14 protein-coding genes, 2 tRNA genes and 1 rRNA gene are annotated in these 17,142 nt (G+C 58.2%); 11 read left to right on the plus strand and 6 right to left on the minus strand.

The window, feature by feature from the left end; genetic code table 11:
- Positions 1-82, plus strand: a 5S ribosomal RNA gene (rrf, locus tag ACR0MO_RS15500); the annotation flags it as partial.
- Positions 83-130: 48 nt separating this feature from the next.
- A tRNA-Met gene (locus ACR0MO_RS15505) sits at positions 131-207 on the plus strand.
- 395 nt (positions 208-602) lie between these two features.
- Here ACR0MO_RS15505 and ACR0MO_RS15510 read toward each other — a convergent pair.
- Together ACR0MO_RS15510 and ACR0MO_RS15515 are read right to left on the minus strand one after the other, a co-directional pair.
- A complete protein-coding gene (locus tag ACR0MO_RS15510) occupies positions 603-1,316 on the minus strand; it encodes a response regulator (RefSeq protein WP_480892160.1) in 714 nt (237 codons plus the stop codon).
- Entirely contained in the window at positions 1,309-3,540 is a 2,232-nt protein-coding gene (locus tag ACR0MO_RS15515; RefSeq protein WP_480892163.1) for an ATP-binding protein, read from the minus strand. The genes ACR0MO_RS15510 and ACR0MO_RS15515 overlap by 8 nt, the downstream gene beginning before the upstream one ends.
- Before the next feature lie 259 nt (positions 3,541-3,799).
- On the opposite strand from ACR0MO_RS15515, the gene ACR0MO_RS15520 reads away from it, so the two are divergent.
- The 8 genes from ACR0MO_RS15520 (at position 3,800) to ACR0MO_RS15555 (ending at position 12,158) form a co-directional block, all read left to right on the plus strand.
- Positions 3,800-4,639 carry an alpha/beta fold hydrolase gene (locus ACR0MO_RS15520; protein WP_480892166.1) on the plus strand — a complete coding sequence of 280 codons (840 nt, stop codon included), beginning with the start codon at positions 3,800-3,802 and terminating at the stop codon, positions 4,637-4,639.
- 73 nt (positions 4,640-4,712) lie between these two features.
- Positions 4,713-5,543, plus strand: coding sequence for a class I SAM-dependent methyltransferase (locus tag ACR0MO_RS15525; RefSeq protein WP_480892168.1), 831 nt, complete (start codon positions 4,713-4,715; stop codon positions 5,541-5,543).
- Between the two features lie 115 nt (positions 5,544-5,658).
- On the plus strand, positions 5,659-6,024 hold the full coding sequence (locus ACR0MO_RS15530) for a group I truncated hemoglobin (RefSeq protein WP_480892170.1): 366 nt from the start codon (positions 5,659-5,661) through the stop codon (positions 6,022-6,024).
- Positions 6,021-7,043, plus strand: a complete 1,023-nt coding sequence (locus tag ACR0MO_RS15535) for an adenylate/guanylate cyclase domain-containing protein (RefSeq protein ID WP_170455018.1) — start codon at positions 6,021-6,023, stop codon at positions 7,041-7,043. The genes ACR0MO_RS15530 and ACR0MO_RS15535 overlap by 4 nt, the downstream gene beginning before the upstream one ends.
- 103 nt (positions 7,044-7,146) lie before the next feature.
- Positions 7,147-7,220: transfer RNA gene (locus ACR0MO_RS15540), tRNA-Gly, on the plus strand.
- A gap of 131 nt (positions 7,221-7,351) precedes the next feature.
- Positions 7,352-9,172 (plus strand): ABC transporter transmembrane domain-containing protein, encoded by a 1,821-nt coding sequence (locus ACR0MO_RS15545; protein WP_480875105.1) that lies wholly within the window; start codon positions 7,352-7,354, stop codon positions 9,170-9,172.
- A 160-nt stretch (positions 9,173-9,332) separates the two neighbouring features.
- A complete protein-coding gene (locus tag ACR0MO_RS15550; RefSeq protein WP_480892173.1) occupies positions 9,333-11,222 on the plus strand; it encodes an acyl-CoA synthetase in 1,890 nt (629 codons plus the stop codon).
- A gap of 12 nt (positions 11,223-11,234) precedes the next feature.
- A complete protein-coding gene (locus ACR0MO_RS15555; protein ID WP_480892175.1) occupies positions 11,235-12,158 on the plus strand; it encodes an alpha/beta hydrolase in 924 nt (307 codons plus the stop codon).
- 9 nt (positions 12,159-12,167) lie between these two features.
- On the opposite strand, the gene ACR0MO_RS15560 is transcribed toward ACR0MO_RS15555, so the two are convergent.
- Positions 12,168-13,004 (minus strand): alkaline phosphatase family protein, encoded by an 837-nt coding sequence (locus ACR0MO_RS15560; protein ID WP_480892178.1) that lies wholly within the window; start codon positions 13,002-13,004, stop codon positions 12,168-12,170.
- A 176-nt stretch (positions 13,005-13,180) separates the two neighbouring features.
- On the opposite strand from ACR0MO_RS15560, the gene ACR0MO_RS15565 reads away from it, so the two are divergent.
- The gene (locus tag ACR0MO_RS15565; RefSeq protein WP_170455007.1) at positions 13,181-13,678 is read left to right on the plus strand and encodes a thioredoxin domain-containing protein; all 498 of its coding nucleotides are present in this window, start codon (positions 13,181-13,183) and stop codon (positions 13,676-13,678) included.
- Between the two features lie 55 nt (positions 13,679-13,733).
- Here the strand turns inward: ACR0MO_RS15565 and ACR0MO_RS15570 are convergent, their stop codons facing one another.
- Genes ACR0MO_RS15570 through ACR0MO_RS15580 form a run of 3 tightly spaced genes read right to left on the minus strand, consistent with a single transcriptional unit; the run spans position 13,734 to position 17,136 of the window.
- Entirely contained in the window at positions 13,734-15,371 is a 1,638-nt protein-coding gene (locus tag ACR0MO_RS15570; protein ID WP_170519880.1) for an ABC transporter ATP-binding protein, read from the minus strand.
- The gene (locus ACR0MO_RS15575; protein ID WP_170455004.1) at positions 15,368-16,183 is read right to left on the minus strand and encodes an ABC transporter permease; all 816 of its coding nucleotides are present in this window, start codon (positions 16,181-16,183) and stop codon (positions 15,368-15,370) included. The genes ACR0MO_RS15570 and ACR0MO_RS15575 overlap by 4 nt, the downstream gene beginning before the upstream one ends.
- Entirely contained in the window at positions 16,180-17,136 is a 957-nt protein-coding gene (locus ACR0MO_RS15580; protein ID WP_170519884.1) for an ABC transporter permease, read from the minus strand. Before ACR0MO_RS15580 ends, ACR0MO_RS15575 begins: the two co-directional genes overlap by 4 nt.
- Between the last annotated feature and the right edge of the window lie 6 nt (positions 17,137-17,142).

The following is a 17,142-nucleotide window of genomic DNA, read 5'->3' on the forward strand; positions in this document are numbered from 1 at the left end:
CCCATACCGAACCCGGAAGTTAAGCACTGCCGCGCCAATGGTACTTGGGCTTAAGCCCCGGGAGAGTAGGTCACCGCCAAACCTAGTAAAAGCCCATATCTCTCTTACGATGAAACAAATCTGACTCTGACGCGGGATGGAGCAGCCCGGTAGCTCGTCAGGCTCATAACCTGAAGGTCGCAGGTTCAAATCCTGCTCCCGCAACCAGTGTCAGAAAACCCCAACCCAGCCCGTTCAGACTACTATTGATCCACTGGATCAATTGCTTAACGTCTTCACCTCGTCGTTATCAGGGCTTTCGCGGCCCCACTGCAGCCACGGTCCCTTCAAACCATGACCTGATAGTCAAAGGTGCAATTCCTACGCCCGAAACCATTACAGTCGAACGCAGTGTCAGACGAGCCGCTTCAGAGCGCACAGGTTGAACCTGTTCCTCCCGGAATAGTCTTTCCGTACGCCGTTCACCTCTGGCAATACTTTGAAGCCGCGCCTAACCAGTCGACGGGTAAGTTACACTAGAATTCGGGGTTTAAAGCGCTTGCGCGATCGACATAAATGGTGCCGTGTAATGCAACTTGCGCACAGCCCCCAAGAACCGCCAATCACTTGGGATCATATAAATAGCCAATTCCCCTAACGGTTCTGATGATTTCGGGCTTTTCGGGGTTGGCCTCCAGCTTGCGGCGTAATCTTGAGATTCTGATGTCGATGCTTCGGTCGAAAGGGTCCCAGCTGCGGTCATGGGCCTGTTCCAGCAGCTGATCCCGGTTCAAGACACGCCCTTTGTTTTCCGCAAAGACCTTGAGCAGACTGTACTCCATCGCCGTGAGCTGAACCTCGGTCCCGTCCGAGGAAAGAAGCTTTGCTGCCTCTTTATCCAGAGTGTAATCGCCAAAAAGCGCGTAGTCTTCACCGGGTTTTGCAGAAGGCGCGCTGTCATTCATCGAACCGCGCCGCAGGATGGCCTTGATCCGGGCTTCCAGTTCACGCAGGTCAACGGGTTTGCCCAGATAGTCGTCGGCCCCCATTTCAAGGCCGATGATGCGATCCACCACGTCGCCTGCTGCGGTCAGCATGATCACCGGAGTTGTATTCTCGGGGCGAAGGGACCTCAGGATCGAAAGGCCGTCTTCTTTCGGCATATTGATGTCCATGATCATGACGTCCACGGGTTCAGCGGAAGCAATTGCCCGAAGCTCTTCGCCTCCGGATGCCGCCGACACCTGGTAGCCGCGTTTGCTGAGGTATTCCTGCAGCATTTCGCGCACGTCGATTTCATCATCGCAAACCAGGATATGGGTTTTTTGATTATCCATCTGCTTCGTCCTTCCGGTCGGCAATCAGCTTCCCGACAAGTGTTCTGAGCTCAGTCGGCGAGACCGGTTTTTCCAGATAGGGCAGGCCGGAGTCCTGCAACAACCCCAAGGAGCTTTCGCCCATCGTGTCGCCGGTGATATATGCGGTTCTGGGCAGCATGTCGGGGAAGCGGGACACCAGCGCCTCGTATATCTTACGGCCATCTACGTCAGGCATGTTCAGATCGCTCAGGAAAACGTCATAAGCGGCGGATTGCAGGCGGTTCAGCGCCTCTTCGCCAGATGAGACGAAATCGACGTGAAAGCCTTCTCTCCTGAGAATTTCAGCATTCAACTCGCCCACCTCGACCTCGTCATCCACCACCAACACGCGGTGTTGAGCCACGGTCGGGACTGGGTCGTGCGGTTCATCAGCCTCATCTGTGTTGGACACCGCAACAGGCAGCGTGATCCGAAAACAGGTGCCCGACAGGACAGTTTGATCAAGCCTGATCTGCCCGCCATGAGACAGCACGATCCGGTGGCAAAAGGCCAACCCGATCCCGGTTCCGTCGCCAACCTCTTTTGTTGTGAAGAAGGGCTCAAAAATGCGGGGGCGGATGGATTTGGGAATTCCGGGGCCGTTGTCTTCGACCGTCACCTCGACCATTCCTGCGCCGGGATTGGCCGCCGCCGACAGGGTGATCCGGTCGCCAACACCGCTGGAAGTCATGGCCTGTTCTGCATTGAATATCAGGTTCAGGATGACCTGCGTCAGTTGATCGGCGTCCCCGGCAATCGGCGGCAAATCGGCGGGCAGGTTGCGTGTGATGCTGATCTCGCCCGAGGTGCTGCCGTAGCCCGCAACATCTGCGGCGGTTTCGATCATACCGGGTACATCGACCTGTTCGATCTTGCTGGGCTGCTGGCGTGCCATCGCTAGAAAAGTCTTCACGATCTTGGCGCAGCGTTCCGCGGCACTGCCGATTTTTTCGATCCGGGCGGTCAGGTCGGGGTCCGTAATCTCTTCTTTCAGCATCAGCGAGTGGCCCACAACAACTGACAGCGGGTTGTTCAGTTCATGCGCGACGCCTGCCAGCAGCTCACCCAAAGCGGACATCTTTTCGTTCTGGAACAGCAGCTCTCGCTGTTTTTCAAGTTCTGCTTCGATTGCCAGTTCGTCCGTCAGATCGCGGGTATTGGAAACGATGACTTCTTCGCCGTTAAATTCAATAAGGCGCGAAGAATCCGCGCCCCAGAACCTGCGCCCCTTTGCATCCACAAATTCCATGCGCCGGTCTTTCAGCGCACCTGCTTGTCGAAGGTCCTTTAAATAGCGATCCCGTTCTTCGGGGTCTGCGTAGTAGGATTTGGAACTTTTGTTGTCACCGAACAGCGCCTTGATTTCCGGCGTGGCAAATAGAACCTCGCCAGTGTCGGCATGCGTCATGTTGATGGCGGCCGGGTAGGCCTCCATCACCTGGCGGATCAGGGCGTCGGCTTCTTTCTGAACAGTCAGATCGATGATGCTGGTGACGATGACCTCTTCGCCCTTGTAGTCGATCAATTGCGAAGAAATGGACGCCGGAAATGTCCTTCCCTGCGCATTCACCAGATCGAGCTTGTAATCTTCGACCTGACCGTCAGCCAACAGCAGAGTAATAAAATCCGCGCGCTCTTCGGGGTTCAGATAGTGCTCTCGCGCAGATCTGGACGGCCCGAACATCTGCAGGGCCGCTGGTGTGCGATACAGGATCTGCCCATCGCCAATCCGGGCCATTGTCACCACTGCCGAACTGGCATCCAGAACCTGTCGGATCAGAAGATCGCCGTCGCGTTCTTCCACCTCGGCCTGTTTGCGGTCGGTAATGTCCTCGCGGGTGACGACAAAGCCACCCAGCTTGGTGGGATGGACCGAGACCAGATAGGTGCGCCCATCCGTTTCGGTCAGTTCAAAATCCTGAATGAACTCGATCCCGTTGACCAGCCTGTCTGAAACCCATTGCTGTTCGTTGCCGATGGCGTCAGCGTAGATCCCCCGGCGCGCGGTCTCGCGCATAAGGATTTCCCAATCCAGACCGGGCTCCAACAGATCGGCAACCCCCTTGTTCATTTCAGCATAGCGTTGGTTGAACATTACAAGGCGACGGTCGTCATCATAAAGGGCGAACCCTTCCTTGAGCGATTCAATGGCGTCGCGAAGAAGGTCTCGTGCCTTCTCAATCTCTTCAAGATTGTTCGCCATGCCCATCGTCATCCTGATTTTCTAAGATACCATTGTTTCAGTGCCATTTCAAAATCGGCCTCTTGTGTTTCAATTGTTTCACAGCGCGCCCCGCCGCGCCAGCTTCAGCCCGAAAGCTGGTTGTTTTCGAACCGGATAGCCAGTTGTGTGAACCACTTCACCAAGCAACAACTGAAACACTTTGCGCCGCATTCAGAAATCACATTGAAACAATGAAAGGTCAGTTATTGCCCATCACAAACGCAATTGGGTAAGTACGATGACTATTTCATTTAACACTTCTGAACTCACCAACGCTCCTATTGTCGCGTTGCATTCTTCTGCTTCTAACGGCGGGCAATGGGGGCCGCTGGCAGCGGATCTGGACGGCCGTTTTTCCGTTCACGCCTTTGATCTGCCCGGCTATGGCCAAGCGCCCCTTGCAGGTGACGCGTCCCAGACCGGTGCGGCCGTTTCCGCCATGCCGGTCATCCGCGAAATCGAGGCGATGGGTCGCCCTGTCCATCTGGTTGGGCATTCCAACGGTGGCGGTATTGCGATCAAGATCGCGCTGATGCGCCCGGATCTGGTGAAAAGCCTTACGGTTTACGAACCCGCCGCCTTTCATTTCCTCAAGCATGGGACTGAAGACAGCAAGGACCTGTTTCGGCAAATTCAACTGGTTGCGGCCATGGTGACGGCGTCGGCAGCAGACGGCAATCCCGCAGCGGGTATGCGTCATTTCCTGGATTTCTGGAATCAAAAGGGGTTCTGGGATGCGCTTCCAGCGCCTGCGCAAGATCGGTTCAGCGGGATGATCGCGTCCATCATGACCGATTTTGCCAATGGGTTTGCCGAGGCCTGGACATTGAAGGATTTGGCCGGGATCGAAGCTCCGACGCTGGTCATGACCGGTCTGGAATCCCCGGAAATCGCTCAGCACACGTCGGTTGCGATCGCCAAGGCCCTGCCCAATGCGCGGATCGCGCTGCTGCCAGAGCTGGGCCATATGGCACCGGTCTTCCAGCCCGATTGGGTCAACCCAAGAATTCTTGAGCACGTGGCCAGTGTGGAACGGCCCGTCATGAATATCAGCTGGCCGGATCGGAAAGCTGCTTAACCCGCATGTGACGATGCGAATTTTTCAAAACCCGCTGGTGTCAGGCCAGCATACCATCAAAAGGAACAAAATCATGGGTATTCAAACAGCTATCACCTCTTCAACGGACTTTACGGCAATCAAGGCCAAGCAAAACGTTGCCTGGGGGTCCGGGAATTACAGCAAGGTTGGCGTCACCCTTCAAATCACCGGCGAAGAGCTTGCCGAAGCCATGGACATGACCCCAAGCGCCAAGGTGCTGGATGTCGCGGCCGGGAACGGCAATGCCACTCTGGCCTTTGCGCGGCGCTTTTGCGACGTGACCTCGACCGACTATGTCGAGGCGCTGTTGGAGGCCAGCAGCCAACGCGCAAAGGCAGAGGGCCTGTTCGTGACCTACAAGGTGGCGGATGCGGAAAACCTGCCCTTTGCGGATCAGTCGTTCGACGCGGTTGTGTCCACCTTCGGGGTGATGTTCACGCCCAATCAACAGCAATCCGCGGCCGAGCTTCAGCGCGTGGTCAAACCCGGCGGCAAGATTGGCATGGCGAACTGGACACCCGAAAGCTTTATCGGCCAACTGTTCAAGACTATTGGCAAGCATGTGCCGCCGCCTGCTGGCGTGAACTCCCCCGCTATGTGGGGCAAACAGGACTGGGTCGAGGACACCTTTGGCGACAAGTGCGAGGTTATTTCCTTCCGGCGCAAGAACTTCATGTTCCGCTACCGCTCGGCCGAGCATTTCCTGGAATACTTCCGGACGTTCTATGGCCCCATGCAAAAGGCCTTTGATGCGCTGGACGAAACGGGGCAGGCGGCATTGCAGGCCGACCTTATGGCGCTGATCAAAAAGTTCGACATCTCGACCAACGGTTCCCTGTGCATCTCGTCCGAATATGCCGAAGTCATCGCCCAGCGTCGCTGACGGTGTGACATGGAAACTCAACGCTCTTGCGGTTTTGCACCCGAGGGCGTTGAGACTTGGCGACCAAGGCATCTGGGTCGCGTTTCTTTATCAGTTTGTCAAAAGGGGTTTCGAAATGGCTGAACGCACACTTTACGAGAAATACGGCGGGTTCTCGAAGATCAGCAAGATCGTGATCTCATTCTACGACACGCTTTTGGACAATGATGAGGTTGGCCCCTTCTTCGATCATGTGGACATGACCAAGATGGTCGATCATCAGACCAAATTCATTGCCTCGCTGCTGGGCGGTCCGGCGTCCTACACAGACAACCAGCTTCGCCAGCTGCATTCTCAACTTGAAATCACGAATGCGCATTTCGATGAACTGGAAACGGTGTTGCAAGACGCTTTGCAAAAACACAACGTGGCTACAGAAGATATTGCGGCCGTTGTCGCCGAATTCGCGAAACGGCGCCCTCTGATTGTAGGTAAGCCATGACTATTGCAGCCATAAACGAACAACTGCTTCGCGCCATTGGCGTGGGCGTTGCCCTGCTCGACCGCCAGACACTGCAGTTCGGTTTTCGAAACGACACGTTTGACGAATGGTTCAGCGGCGACACCCCGTCGGACCAGTTGCAACAGCTTTTTCCTGATCTCGATACTAGCGCGGTGCAGCAAAGCCTGCATGAGACCGGGCGGCATACGTCCGAGATCAGTTTCAAGAAAAAGCGCCGAACGCTGGTCATCGCGCTCGACTTCACGGTGGCGCATGATGACGTGCTTGTTCTCGTTTGCCAGAACATCACCCGCATTAAAGAGCTGGAATCTATGATCGATTCCTATTCGATGATGGTCGAGCGCAACACGCGCGAGTTGAAGCGCGAAAAAGAGCAGGTCGAAAAGCTGCTGCTCAACCTGATGCCACGGTCGGTTTACGAAGAATACAAAACCTTCGGCGTCGTCACGCCGCAGCTATACGATCCGGTATCCGTCCTGATGCTGGATTTCGTCGGGTTCACTGAAATGGTCGCCGCGCAAGAACCGAGCGTTACCGTTACGGAACTGAACGACATCTACAGTGCGTTTGATCGCATTGGTGAGCAGTTTGGTTGTGAGCGCATCAAGACAATCGGGGATGCCTATATTACTGTGGCGGGCCTGCCTGATCCGACGCCGGATCACGCCAAGGCGATTGCCAACACGGCCATTCGGTTTGTGCGCTACCTGAACCGCCGCAACCTGAGCCATCCGCATCAGTGGCGGTGCCGCATCGGGCTGGCGTCCGGGTCTGTCGTTGGGTCCGTGGTGGGCATTCAGAAGTATGTCTACGACATCTTCGGCCCCGCCGTTAATCTGGCCTCGCGGCTTCAGGAGTTCTCGGATCCGATGCAGATCACGGTTCAGGATGAGGTCGCGGATATTCTCAAAGATCAATTCGACCTCGAGCCAATGGGATCCAAGGCAATCCGTGGATTTGATGAGCAGGAGGTCTGGCGTCTGGCCGACAAAAGCTGATGCCATAGCGCCTGGCAAAAAACCTAAAATCAGACCAACGGATACTGGGGCGAGAACGCTCTTGACGCCCACTTGACCTTCACATAGGAAAGCCAAACCGTGAGCGGGTATAGCTTAATGGTAAAGCCCCTGCCTTCCAAGCAGGCTATGTCGGTTCGATTCCGTCTACCCGCTCCAGTTGTTTCCCCTTAGATTTCTGCGTCAAATGGCCCTGTCGGACCAGCAATCAACTGGGTCCTGCTTGACCCCGGATGCCGCTGCCGCCAAGAAGCATGGACCCAGCAAAGTTCAGGAAACAAGGGCCCCACATGGCAAGACGGACTGAAACCAGTCAACCGACCGCACCGGCACCCGGGGCCAGCGAGGAACGCGCGACCTCCAAGAAAATCGGCGTGCTGCGGGCGCTGTGGCCGTTTATGCGGCCTTACAAGCTGTTGATGCTCGGTGCGACCCTGGCCTTGATTCTGACGGCGAGCATGACGCTGACCCTGCCTTTAGCGGTCCGCCGCGTGGTGGACAATTTCCGCATTCAGGATGGCGAACTGCTGGATTGGTATTTTCTGGCAGCACTGGTTATTGCGGGCATTCTGGCGGTTGGAACAGGTATCCGCTACGCGCTGGTCACACGCCTGGGTGAAAGGGTGGTGGCCGACATCCGCAAGGCCGTCTTTGACCGCGTCATCGGCATGAGCCCCGAGTTTTACGAACGCATCATGACTGGCGAAGTGCTCAGCCGGATCACCACCGACACGACTCTGATTCAGTCGGTGCTGGGCTCGTCCGTCTCGATTGCCCTGCGCAACTTGCTGATGTTTGTCGGTGGTCTGGTGCTGATGCTTTTGACCTCGGCCAAGCTGACCGGGCTGGTTCTGTTGCTGATCCCGGTGGTCATTGTTCCAATCCTGGTTCTGGGCCGCCGCTTGCGGGCAATCAGCCGCGAGAATCAGGACTGGATCGCCGCGTCCTCGGGCAATGCGGGTGAGGCATTGGGCGCGGTCCAGACGGTTCAGGCCTTCACCCACGAACAGGCCAGCCGCGCGCAGTTCGATCAGATGACCGAGACATCCTATGTCGTCTCACTGCGGCGCATTCAGACCCGCGCAGTTCTGACTGTCATCGTCATCTTTCTGGTCTTCTCGGGCATCGTCGGGGTGCTGTGGATGGGGGCCAATGACGTGCGAAACGGGGTCATGACCGAAGGCGTTCTGATCCAGTTCGTGATCTACTCGATCATCATGGCAGGCTCGGTCGCCGCCCTGTCCGAAATCTGGAGCGAACTGCAGCGCGCCGCTGGCGCGACCGAGCGTCTGGTCGAATTGCTGCACGCGGAAGACACGGTGACTGACCCGGCGCAGCCCAAGTCGCTGCCTTTGCCGGTTCGCGGTGAGATCCGGTTTGAGGACGTAAGCTTCCGCTATCCCGCAAGGCCGGATGTGGTTGCGCTGGACAATCTGTCCTTGCAGGTGAAACCGGGGGAGACGGTTGCGTTCGTGGGCCCCTCGGGCGCGGGCAAGACCACCGTGATCCAGTTGATCCAACGGTTCTACGATCCGAATGCAGGGCGTGTTCTGATCGATGGCGCAGACCTGCAGGATCTGGATCGGGCAGAGTTTCGGACGCATATGGCGCTGGTCCCGCAGGATCCGGTGATCTTTGCCGCCTCGGCCCGCGAAAACATTCGGTTCGGCCGTCTGGACGCCTCGGATGCCGAGGTCGAGGCTGCCGCGCGCGCCGCTGCCGCGCATGAGTTCATTGCGGCTTTGCCCGAAGGCTATGACAGTTTTGTGGGCGAGCGGGGCGTGATGCTGTCGGGCGGTCAAAAACAGCGCATCGCCATCGCCCGCGCTATTCTGCGCGACGCGCCGGTTCTGCTGCTGGACGAGGCGACCTCGGCCCTGGATGCGGAAAGCGAACGCGCGGTGCAGGGTGCGGTGGATCAGATGCGGGCGGGGCGCACGACGCTGATCGTGGCGCACCGTCTGGCAACCGTGAAAAAGGCAGATCGGATTGTTGTGTTGGAGGCCGGGCGTATCGTTGCGCAGGGCACCCATGACGATCTGGTGGCACAGGATGGCCTGTATGCCCGTCTGGCGCGGCTGCAATTCACCGACGGGGTCGCTGCGGAATGAAGTGACGTACCGAAATTCCCGGTTCCGCCGCAGCGTCATTCTACATTTTGAGCATTTTCGTCGCTAAGCGCTTGCTTGCGTCGGCAAGGTTGTGATCCCATCTTAGGACGGATCATAACCGCGTGTGGCGCGCGGGAGATTATAAGACGGGAGGAGCCACATGGCCTTTGTTGGGCTGGAAGACAAAACGCGTGTTGAACAGGAAATGCCGTGGGAGGATCGTGACCTGCCGGTTACGTTTCATCAATTGCTGTCACGGACAGCCGGGAAATTTCCAAATCACAACGCAGTCAGTTTCCAAATATTTTCAGGCCCCAATGACAAGGCCGAAACGCTGACGTGGTCGGACCTTCTGGGACAAGTCAATCAGGCGGCGAACCTGTTCCGCTCGCTTGGAGTTGGGGAAAAGGATGTGGTGGCTTATGTGCTGCCCAACTGTAACGAGACCCTTGTGACCATGATGGGCGGTGCCGTGGCGGGGATCGTGAACCCGATCAACCCACTGCTGGAGCCCGAGCAAATCGCAGCGATTCTGCGTGAGACGGGTGCCAAGGTCGTCGTGACGCTGAAGTCATTCCCGAAAACGGATGTGGCGCAAAAGGTGGAAGAGGCCGTTCGACACGCGCCCAAGGTCAATACCATCCTGGAAATTGACCTGAACCGCTATCTGACTCCGCCCAAATCGTGGATTGTTCCTCTGTTGCGTCCGAAGATGGGCGACAAGGAAAAGCTGGCCCATGCGGATTACAAGAACTTCAACAAAGAGCTGGCCAAACAACCCAAGACGCTGACCTTTGAGGACAGCAAGGAAGACCGCGTCGCCTGTTACTTCCACACCGGCGGTACGACAGGTATGCCCAAGGTGGCACAGCACAAGTATTCCGGCCTCGTCTACAATGGCTGGTTGGGTCATACGCTGCTGTTCGATGAAACTGACGTCATCATGTGCCCGCTGCCCATGTTCCACGTCTTTGCCGTCCACGTCATCATGATGGCGGCCGTTTCATCTGGCGCTCATGTAATCTTCCCGACACCGCAAGGGTATCGTGGCGATGGCGTATTCGACAATTTCTGGAAACTGATCGAACGCTGGAAGGTCAGCTTCATCATCACGGTGCCCACGGCAATCTCGGCCAAGATGCAGCGCCCGGTAGATGCGGATATTTCCTCGGTCAAAACCGCCTTCTCGGGCTCGGCGCCGCTGCCGGTTGAACTGTTCCGCCGGTTCGAGGAAGCCACCGGCGTTACCATTGTGGAAGGCTATGGCCTGACTGAAGCCACCTGTCTGGTGTCCTGTAACCCCGTGGATGGCGAGAAAAAGATTGGCTCGATCGGTATCCCGTTCCCTTACACGGATGTCAAAATCCTGCAGGACGGCCCCGATGGACCCAAGGAATGCGCAGCGGATGAGATCGGAGAAATCTGTATTTCAAACCCGGGCGTCTTTGCAGGCAACACCTATACCGAAGCCGATAAGAACGTGAACCTGTACCACTATGACGAATACCTGCGTACAGGCGATCTGGGTCGTTTTGACGAGGACGGTTATCTGTGGATTACCGGTCGTGCCAAGGATCTGATCATCCGCGGCGGTCACAATATCGACCCGGCCGAGATAGAAGAGGCGCTGTTGGGTCACGAAGCCGTTGCCTTCGCCGGTGCCATCGGCCAACCCGATGCGCATGCGGGCGAAGTGCCTTGCGCCTTTGTCGAACTGGTCGAGGGGGCCTCGGTCACCGAAGAGGCCTTGATGGAGTTCTGCAAGGTGCATGTCCACGAACGCGCTGCACAGCCCAAGCATATGACCATCCTTTCGGAACTGCCCAAAACCGCCGTCGGCAAGGTGTTCAAGCCTGATCTGCGCAAACATGCCATTACCCGGATCTACAACGGTGCGTTGGAAACGGCAGGCGTCGATGCGCGCGTGGTCTCGGTCATTGACGATAAGAAACGCGGCCTAGTCGCGCAGCTTGACGCGAACGGCGCGTCAGAGGACGATGTCAGCAAAGTGCTGGGGTCGTTCACCCGGCCGTGGGAGTGGGCTGCCTGACCGGGAGGGAACATGGATTATGAACGTCTGATCGATGAGGAAACTTGGGCGTTCATAAGACGCACGGCGGAAAGCTATCCTGACGAAGCGGTGGATCTGTCGATTGAGGATCAGCGCCGGGTTTATGACACGATGTGTCAGGACTTTCGCCAGCCCCGCCCAAAGGGTGTTGAAACACAGGACAGGCGCGCCGATGGCGTGCCTGTTCGCATTTATACGGCCGGAGATCCCACCCGGACTGTGGTCTATTTCCACGGCGGCGGATTTGTTGTTGGCGGGCTGGACAGTCATGACGACGTCTGCGCCGAGATCTGCGCACAGACTGGGTATCGAATCGTGGCGGTGGATTATCGCCTTTGCCCCGAACATGTGCACCCGGCGCAGTTTCAGGATTGCCTGACTGCAGTGAACTGGGCCGTGTCGGAATTCGGTGACCCTATGGTTCTGGCCGGTGACAGTGCAGGCGGCAATCTGGCCGCTGCGGTCGCCCATCACCTTCGGGGGCAGGGGGCGGAAATACTCGGCCAGGTCCTGATCTATCCGGGTTTGGGCGGGGATAACTCGAAGGGTTCATATGTCGAACACGCCCACGCGCCGCTTTTGACCCGCGACGAGATTCTGTTTTACGAGAATGTCCGCTGTGGCGGCCCCGCCCCGCACGACGATCCGACCTACGCGCCGCTTCACGACAGTGATTTCTCGGGCCTGCCACCGACCGTTGTCGTCACTGCAGATTGCGACCCGCTGCGCGACGATGGCTCGACCTATTGCGAACGTATCTCTGCCGCCGGCGGGCAGGCGCACTGGATCAACGAGGCGGGCCTGGTCCACGGATACCTGCGCGCCCGAACCTCGGTCAAACGCGCGGCGGACAGTTTTGAGCGCATCTCTGTCGCGATCGAGGCTTTGGGTCAGCGCATCTGGTCCTACGACTAAAGCCCAAGATCACGTCAGGAACGGTTTCCCCTTCATGGTGTCCGCAATCGGGGCGCCCATACGGTTCAGGATCGTGGGCGCCAGTTGCACCTGCTCGATTACCACGTCCGCGTCGGGTCCGGTTGCATCCCCGAAATAATACAGCGCAGTTTCCTGCTGCAATGGCCCACGCCCGCCGTGGTGGCCGCGTTCATCCTGACCATGATCGGCGGTTACGATGACGTCATAGCCCAATTGCCGCCAACGCGGGATGAAGGGGGCAAGCATTTCATCCGCGACAAAGCAGGCGTGGTCCATTTCCTCGCAATCATGGAAGAAGCGGTGGCCCATACTGTCCAGCGTGCAGGTGTGCAGAATGCCGTAGTCCAACCCAAAGCGCAGGCACAGGTTGGTCAGGGTCGCATACAGATCGACATCCGACGGGGTCATCTGATTGGCGCTGCCATAGCCGGTCATGGTGTGGAACCGACCGTGGTTGATGGTCATGCTGTCCGGCTCGTCATATTCAACATCGCGGACATAATCGAACGGGTGGCGGTTGAAGAATTGCGACCAATAGCTGTGGGTCACGGCTCCGGTCACGCCACCGGCTTCGCGGACCTGACTGAACACGTCCTTATGGCTCAGGCGAAAGACGTTGCCGTTGCCGGTACAGCCATGTTCCTGCGGCGTCACACCGGTGTGGATTGAGGCATAGCAACTGGCCGAGGTCGAAGGCAGCACGGCGCGCAGTTTCCAGACCTTTGCCTCGCCACTGTCGACCCAGCCTTCCAGATTGCCGAACAGGCGACGGAAGTTGCGCCAGGGAACACCGTCCAGAATGATGAGAAGGAGTTTGCGGTCCATGTCAGGCGTCCTTTGCTACTGCTGATGCCTGTTTGACGCGCCGGGCCGCGCCGGGCAATGCGAAAAACGACATGTTGCCGGTCGAAGGCGCGTTGAAGCCGATGCCGCGATTGTGAGGTCGCCTGACCGCGCGAACGCATATGCTTCTGACCAGGCGAAAACACTCGGGACGAACCATGGCTAAAGTCTCAAAACGAAAAAAGGCGCAGATCGAGAAGGCGAAAGCCACTTCGGCACAGGGCGCGTCGCGTCGCGATGTTCTGAGGCTGGCGCGCAATGGTGCAATCGCTGCGGCAGTTGTGGGCGGCGGTGGGTTTTTCACGATACGATCCGTCCGGGCAATGCAGGCCGAGCATGACCTGACGCGGGTCGGGCAGGGCAAACCGGTCGTGGTGCAGGTGCACGACCCGCAATGTTCGACCTGTACCGCGCTACAGCGCGAAACCCGCAAGGCGATGAAGCAGTTCGGGGAATGCGATCTGATCTATCTGGTCGCCGATGTCAGCCAGCAGGACGGGGCCAGATTCGCAAATCAATACGGCGTGCCCCATGTGACCCTGTTGCTGTTCGATGCCGAAGGCGGGCTGCGCCAAACCTTGCAGGGGATGCGTTACCGGGATGAACTGAGGCAGGTTCTGACCCGACACCATCAACGCTACGGTCAAAAGGCCTGAGCCAAATGAAAACCGGCGGGCCATCGACCCGCCGGTTTCTTTCTAAGGCCCCGGATCAGTTCCCGGCGCTTTCCATCTTGCGATGGGCGACAACCTCTTCCAGCCAGCCCAGATGCATCTCGGGCACCGAGCTGAGCAGCAGGTCGGTATAGTCGTCGAACGGCGGGCTCAGCACCTGTGATTTCGGGCCATAGCGGACCACGCGCCCCTGATACATCACCGCAATGCTGTCGCTGATCGCCCGGACCGTTGCCAGATCGTGGGTGATGAACAGATAGGCCACGTTCTCGATCTTCTGCAGGTCGAGCAGCAGTTTCAGAATGCCATCCGCCACCAGCGGGTCCAGCGCCGAGGTGACCTCATCACAGATGATCATCTTGGGTTTGGCCGCCAGCGACCGCGCAATACAGACACGCTGTTTCTGACCACCGGACAGTTCTGCCGGATAGCGGTCGATGAACTTTTCGCCCAGTTCGATCTCGTCCAGCAACTCGATGATCCGTTTGCGCTTTTCCGCGCCACGCATGCCAAAGTAGAACTCCAGCGGGCGGCCGATGATCGTGCCAACGGTCTGACGCGGGTTCATCGCCACGTCTGCCATCTGGTAGATCATCTGCAACTCGCGCAGGTCCTCGCGGGTGCGGCCCTTGAGGTCGGACGACAGCTTGCGACCGGCAAAGGTGATCTCGCCATCGCGTGGCGGCAGCAGGCCGGTGATCACCCGCGCCAGTGTGGACTTGCCCGAACCGGATTCGCCCACAACCGCCAGCGTCTGCCCCGGATGAAGCTCGACGTTGACGTTGTGCAGCACGTCGAAATTCAGCCCCTTGTAGCGCGCGGTGATGCCGTCGACGGTCAGCACCGGATCCGGCGTGGGCTGTTTCTCTTCATGCTCAATCGAACGGACCGAGACCAGAGCCTGCGTGTACTCTTCCTTAGGGTTGTTGATGATCTGGTCGGTGTCGCCGTATTCGACCGTATTACCCATCCGCAAAACCATGATGTCATCGCTGACCTGCGCCACGACCGCCAGATCGTGCGTGATATACAGCGCGGCAACGCCGGTATCGGCAATGGCTTCCTTGATGGCCATCAGAACGTCGATCTGGGTGGTCACGTCCAGCGCGGTTGTGGGCTCGTCGAACACCACCAGATCAGGCTCGGGGCACAGCGCCAGCGCGGTCATGCAACGCTGTAGCTGACCGCCCGAGACCTGGTGCGGATACCGATCCCCGATATTGTCCGGATCGGGCAGGCCCAGCTTGGCGAACAGTTCACGCGCCCGGGCTTCGGCCACTTTGCGGCTGAACTTCTTTTGCTCGACCGCGGCTTCGACCACCTGATCCATGATCTTTTTGGCGGGGTTAAAGGACGCAGCGGCGGATTGGGACACATAAGTGACCTCACCCCCGCGCAGTTTGCGAATGTCGCCATGGGACGTTTTCAGAATGTCACGCCCGTTGACCCAGACCTCACCGCCGGTGATCTTCACGCCACCCCGGCCATAGGCCATGGACGCAAGACCGATGGTGGATTTGCCGGCCCCGGATTCGCCGATCAACCCTAGCACCTTGCCGCGTTCGAGGTCGAAATCGACCCCGTGCACGATTTCGATGTCATGAGGCTTTTCGCCCGGCGGATACACCGTCGCGCCAATCTTCAGCCCGCGGACTTTGAGAAGCGGTTCACTCATCCCCGGCCTCCTTTCAGCGATGTGGTGCGGTTCAGGACCCAGTCAGCCACAAGGTTGACCGAGATTGCCAGCGTCGCAATAGCGACAGCGGGATAAAGCGCCGCGCCGATGCCATAGACGATGCCGTCCTTGTTTTCCTTCACGATGCCGCCCCAATCCGCCAGCGGCGGTTGGACGCCCAGCCCCAGGAAGGACAGGGTCGATACAAACAGAACCATGAAGATGAAACGCAGGCCCAGTTCAGCCACCAGCGGAGACAATGCGTTGGGCAGGATCTCCCGGAAGATGACCCAGACCTGGCCTTCACCTCGCAGACGCGCGGCCTCGACATAGTCCATCACGGCGATATCCACCGCGACAGCGCGGGCCAAACGATAGACGCGGGTCGCGTCCAGCAGGCCCATGACGATGATCAGAACCGGAATGGTGACCGGCACCATGGCCAGAACCACCAGCGCGAAGATCAGCGACGGGATCGACATGATCAGGTCAACGGTACGCGACATGACCTGATCGGCCCAGCCCCCCAGCACAGCGGCCAGAAAGCCCAGAACCGAGCCGGTCACAAAGCTTAGGATCGTTGCCGCCGTGGCGATAAAGATCGTCGTGCGCCCGCCATAGATCATACGGCTGAGAAGATCGCGGCCAATGTTGTCGGTGCCCAGCCAGAACTCTTTGCTGGAGGGCTCCCACACGTCGCCGACCACTTCGGCCATGCCGTAGGGGGCCAGCAGGGGCGCGAACAGGGCGATGATGAAATACAGGACTGTGAAACCCAGCCCGATCATTGCAGAGATAGGGATGTTCTTCATTTAGGATGCCTCAGCCTTGGGTTGGCCAGAATGGCAACGATGTCTGCAATCATGTTCAGTCCGATATAGATGGCCGCAAAGATCACCCCACAGGCCAGAACGACCGGCACGTCACGCTTTGTCACATGGTCCACCAGATACTGGCCCATGCCGGGATAGACGAACACCACCTCGACCACGACGACGCCAACGACCAGATAGGCCAGATTCAGCATCACCACGTTCACAATCGGCGCAACGGCGTTGGGGAAGGCGTGACGGTAGATGACCTGAAAGTTGCTCAGGCCTTTCAGTTCGGCGGTTTCCACATAGGCAGACTGCATCACGTTCAGGATGGCGGCGCGGGTCATGCGCATCATATGCGCCAGCACCACGAGGGTCAGAACGATGACCGGCAACGCGATCGAGTTCAGCTTTTGCCCAAGGGACATGCTGTCGTTGATCATCGCCAGCGGCGAGAACATACCCAGTTTCACGGCCACGAAATAGACCAGCACATAGCCGATCAGGAACTCAGGGATCGAAATCGTCGTCAGGGTGACGGCCGAAATCATTTTGTCGGGCCAGCGGTTCCGGTACCGAACAGCCAGAAGGCCCAGGAAAATGGCAAGCGGCACCGAGATAATCGCGGCCCAGAACGCCAGGAACAGAGTGTTGCTCAACCGGCTGCCGACGGATTCGGCAATATCAAGCTTGTTTGTCAGGGATTGGCCCAGGTCACCTTGTACGATGCCACCCAGCCATTCGAAATAACGGGTCAGGGCCGGACGGTTGAGGCCCATTTCCTCGCGCAGGTTCGCCAGCGCCTCGGGGGTTGCGGATTGGCCGAGAACCGCTTGCGCAGCGTCCCCGGGAAGGGCTTCAGTGAGGCCGAAGATCAGAGCCGATGCACCGAAGAGAAGCAGGAGTCCCAGCGCAAGGCGCTGGGAAACCAGTTTGATGATGGGATGCATTATCCG

The organism is Ruegeria sp. K5, assembly GCF_056531805.1.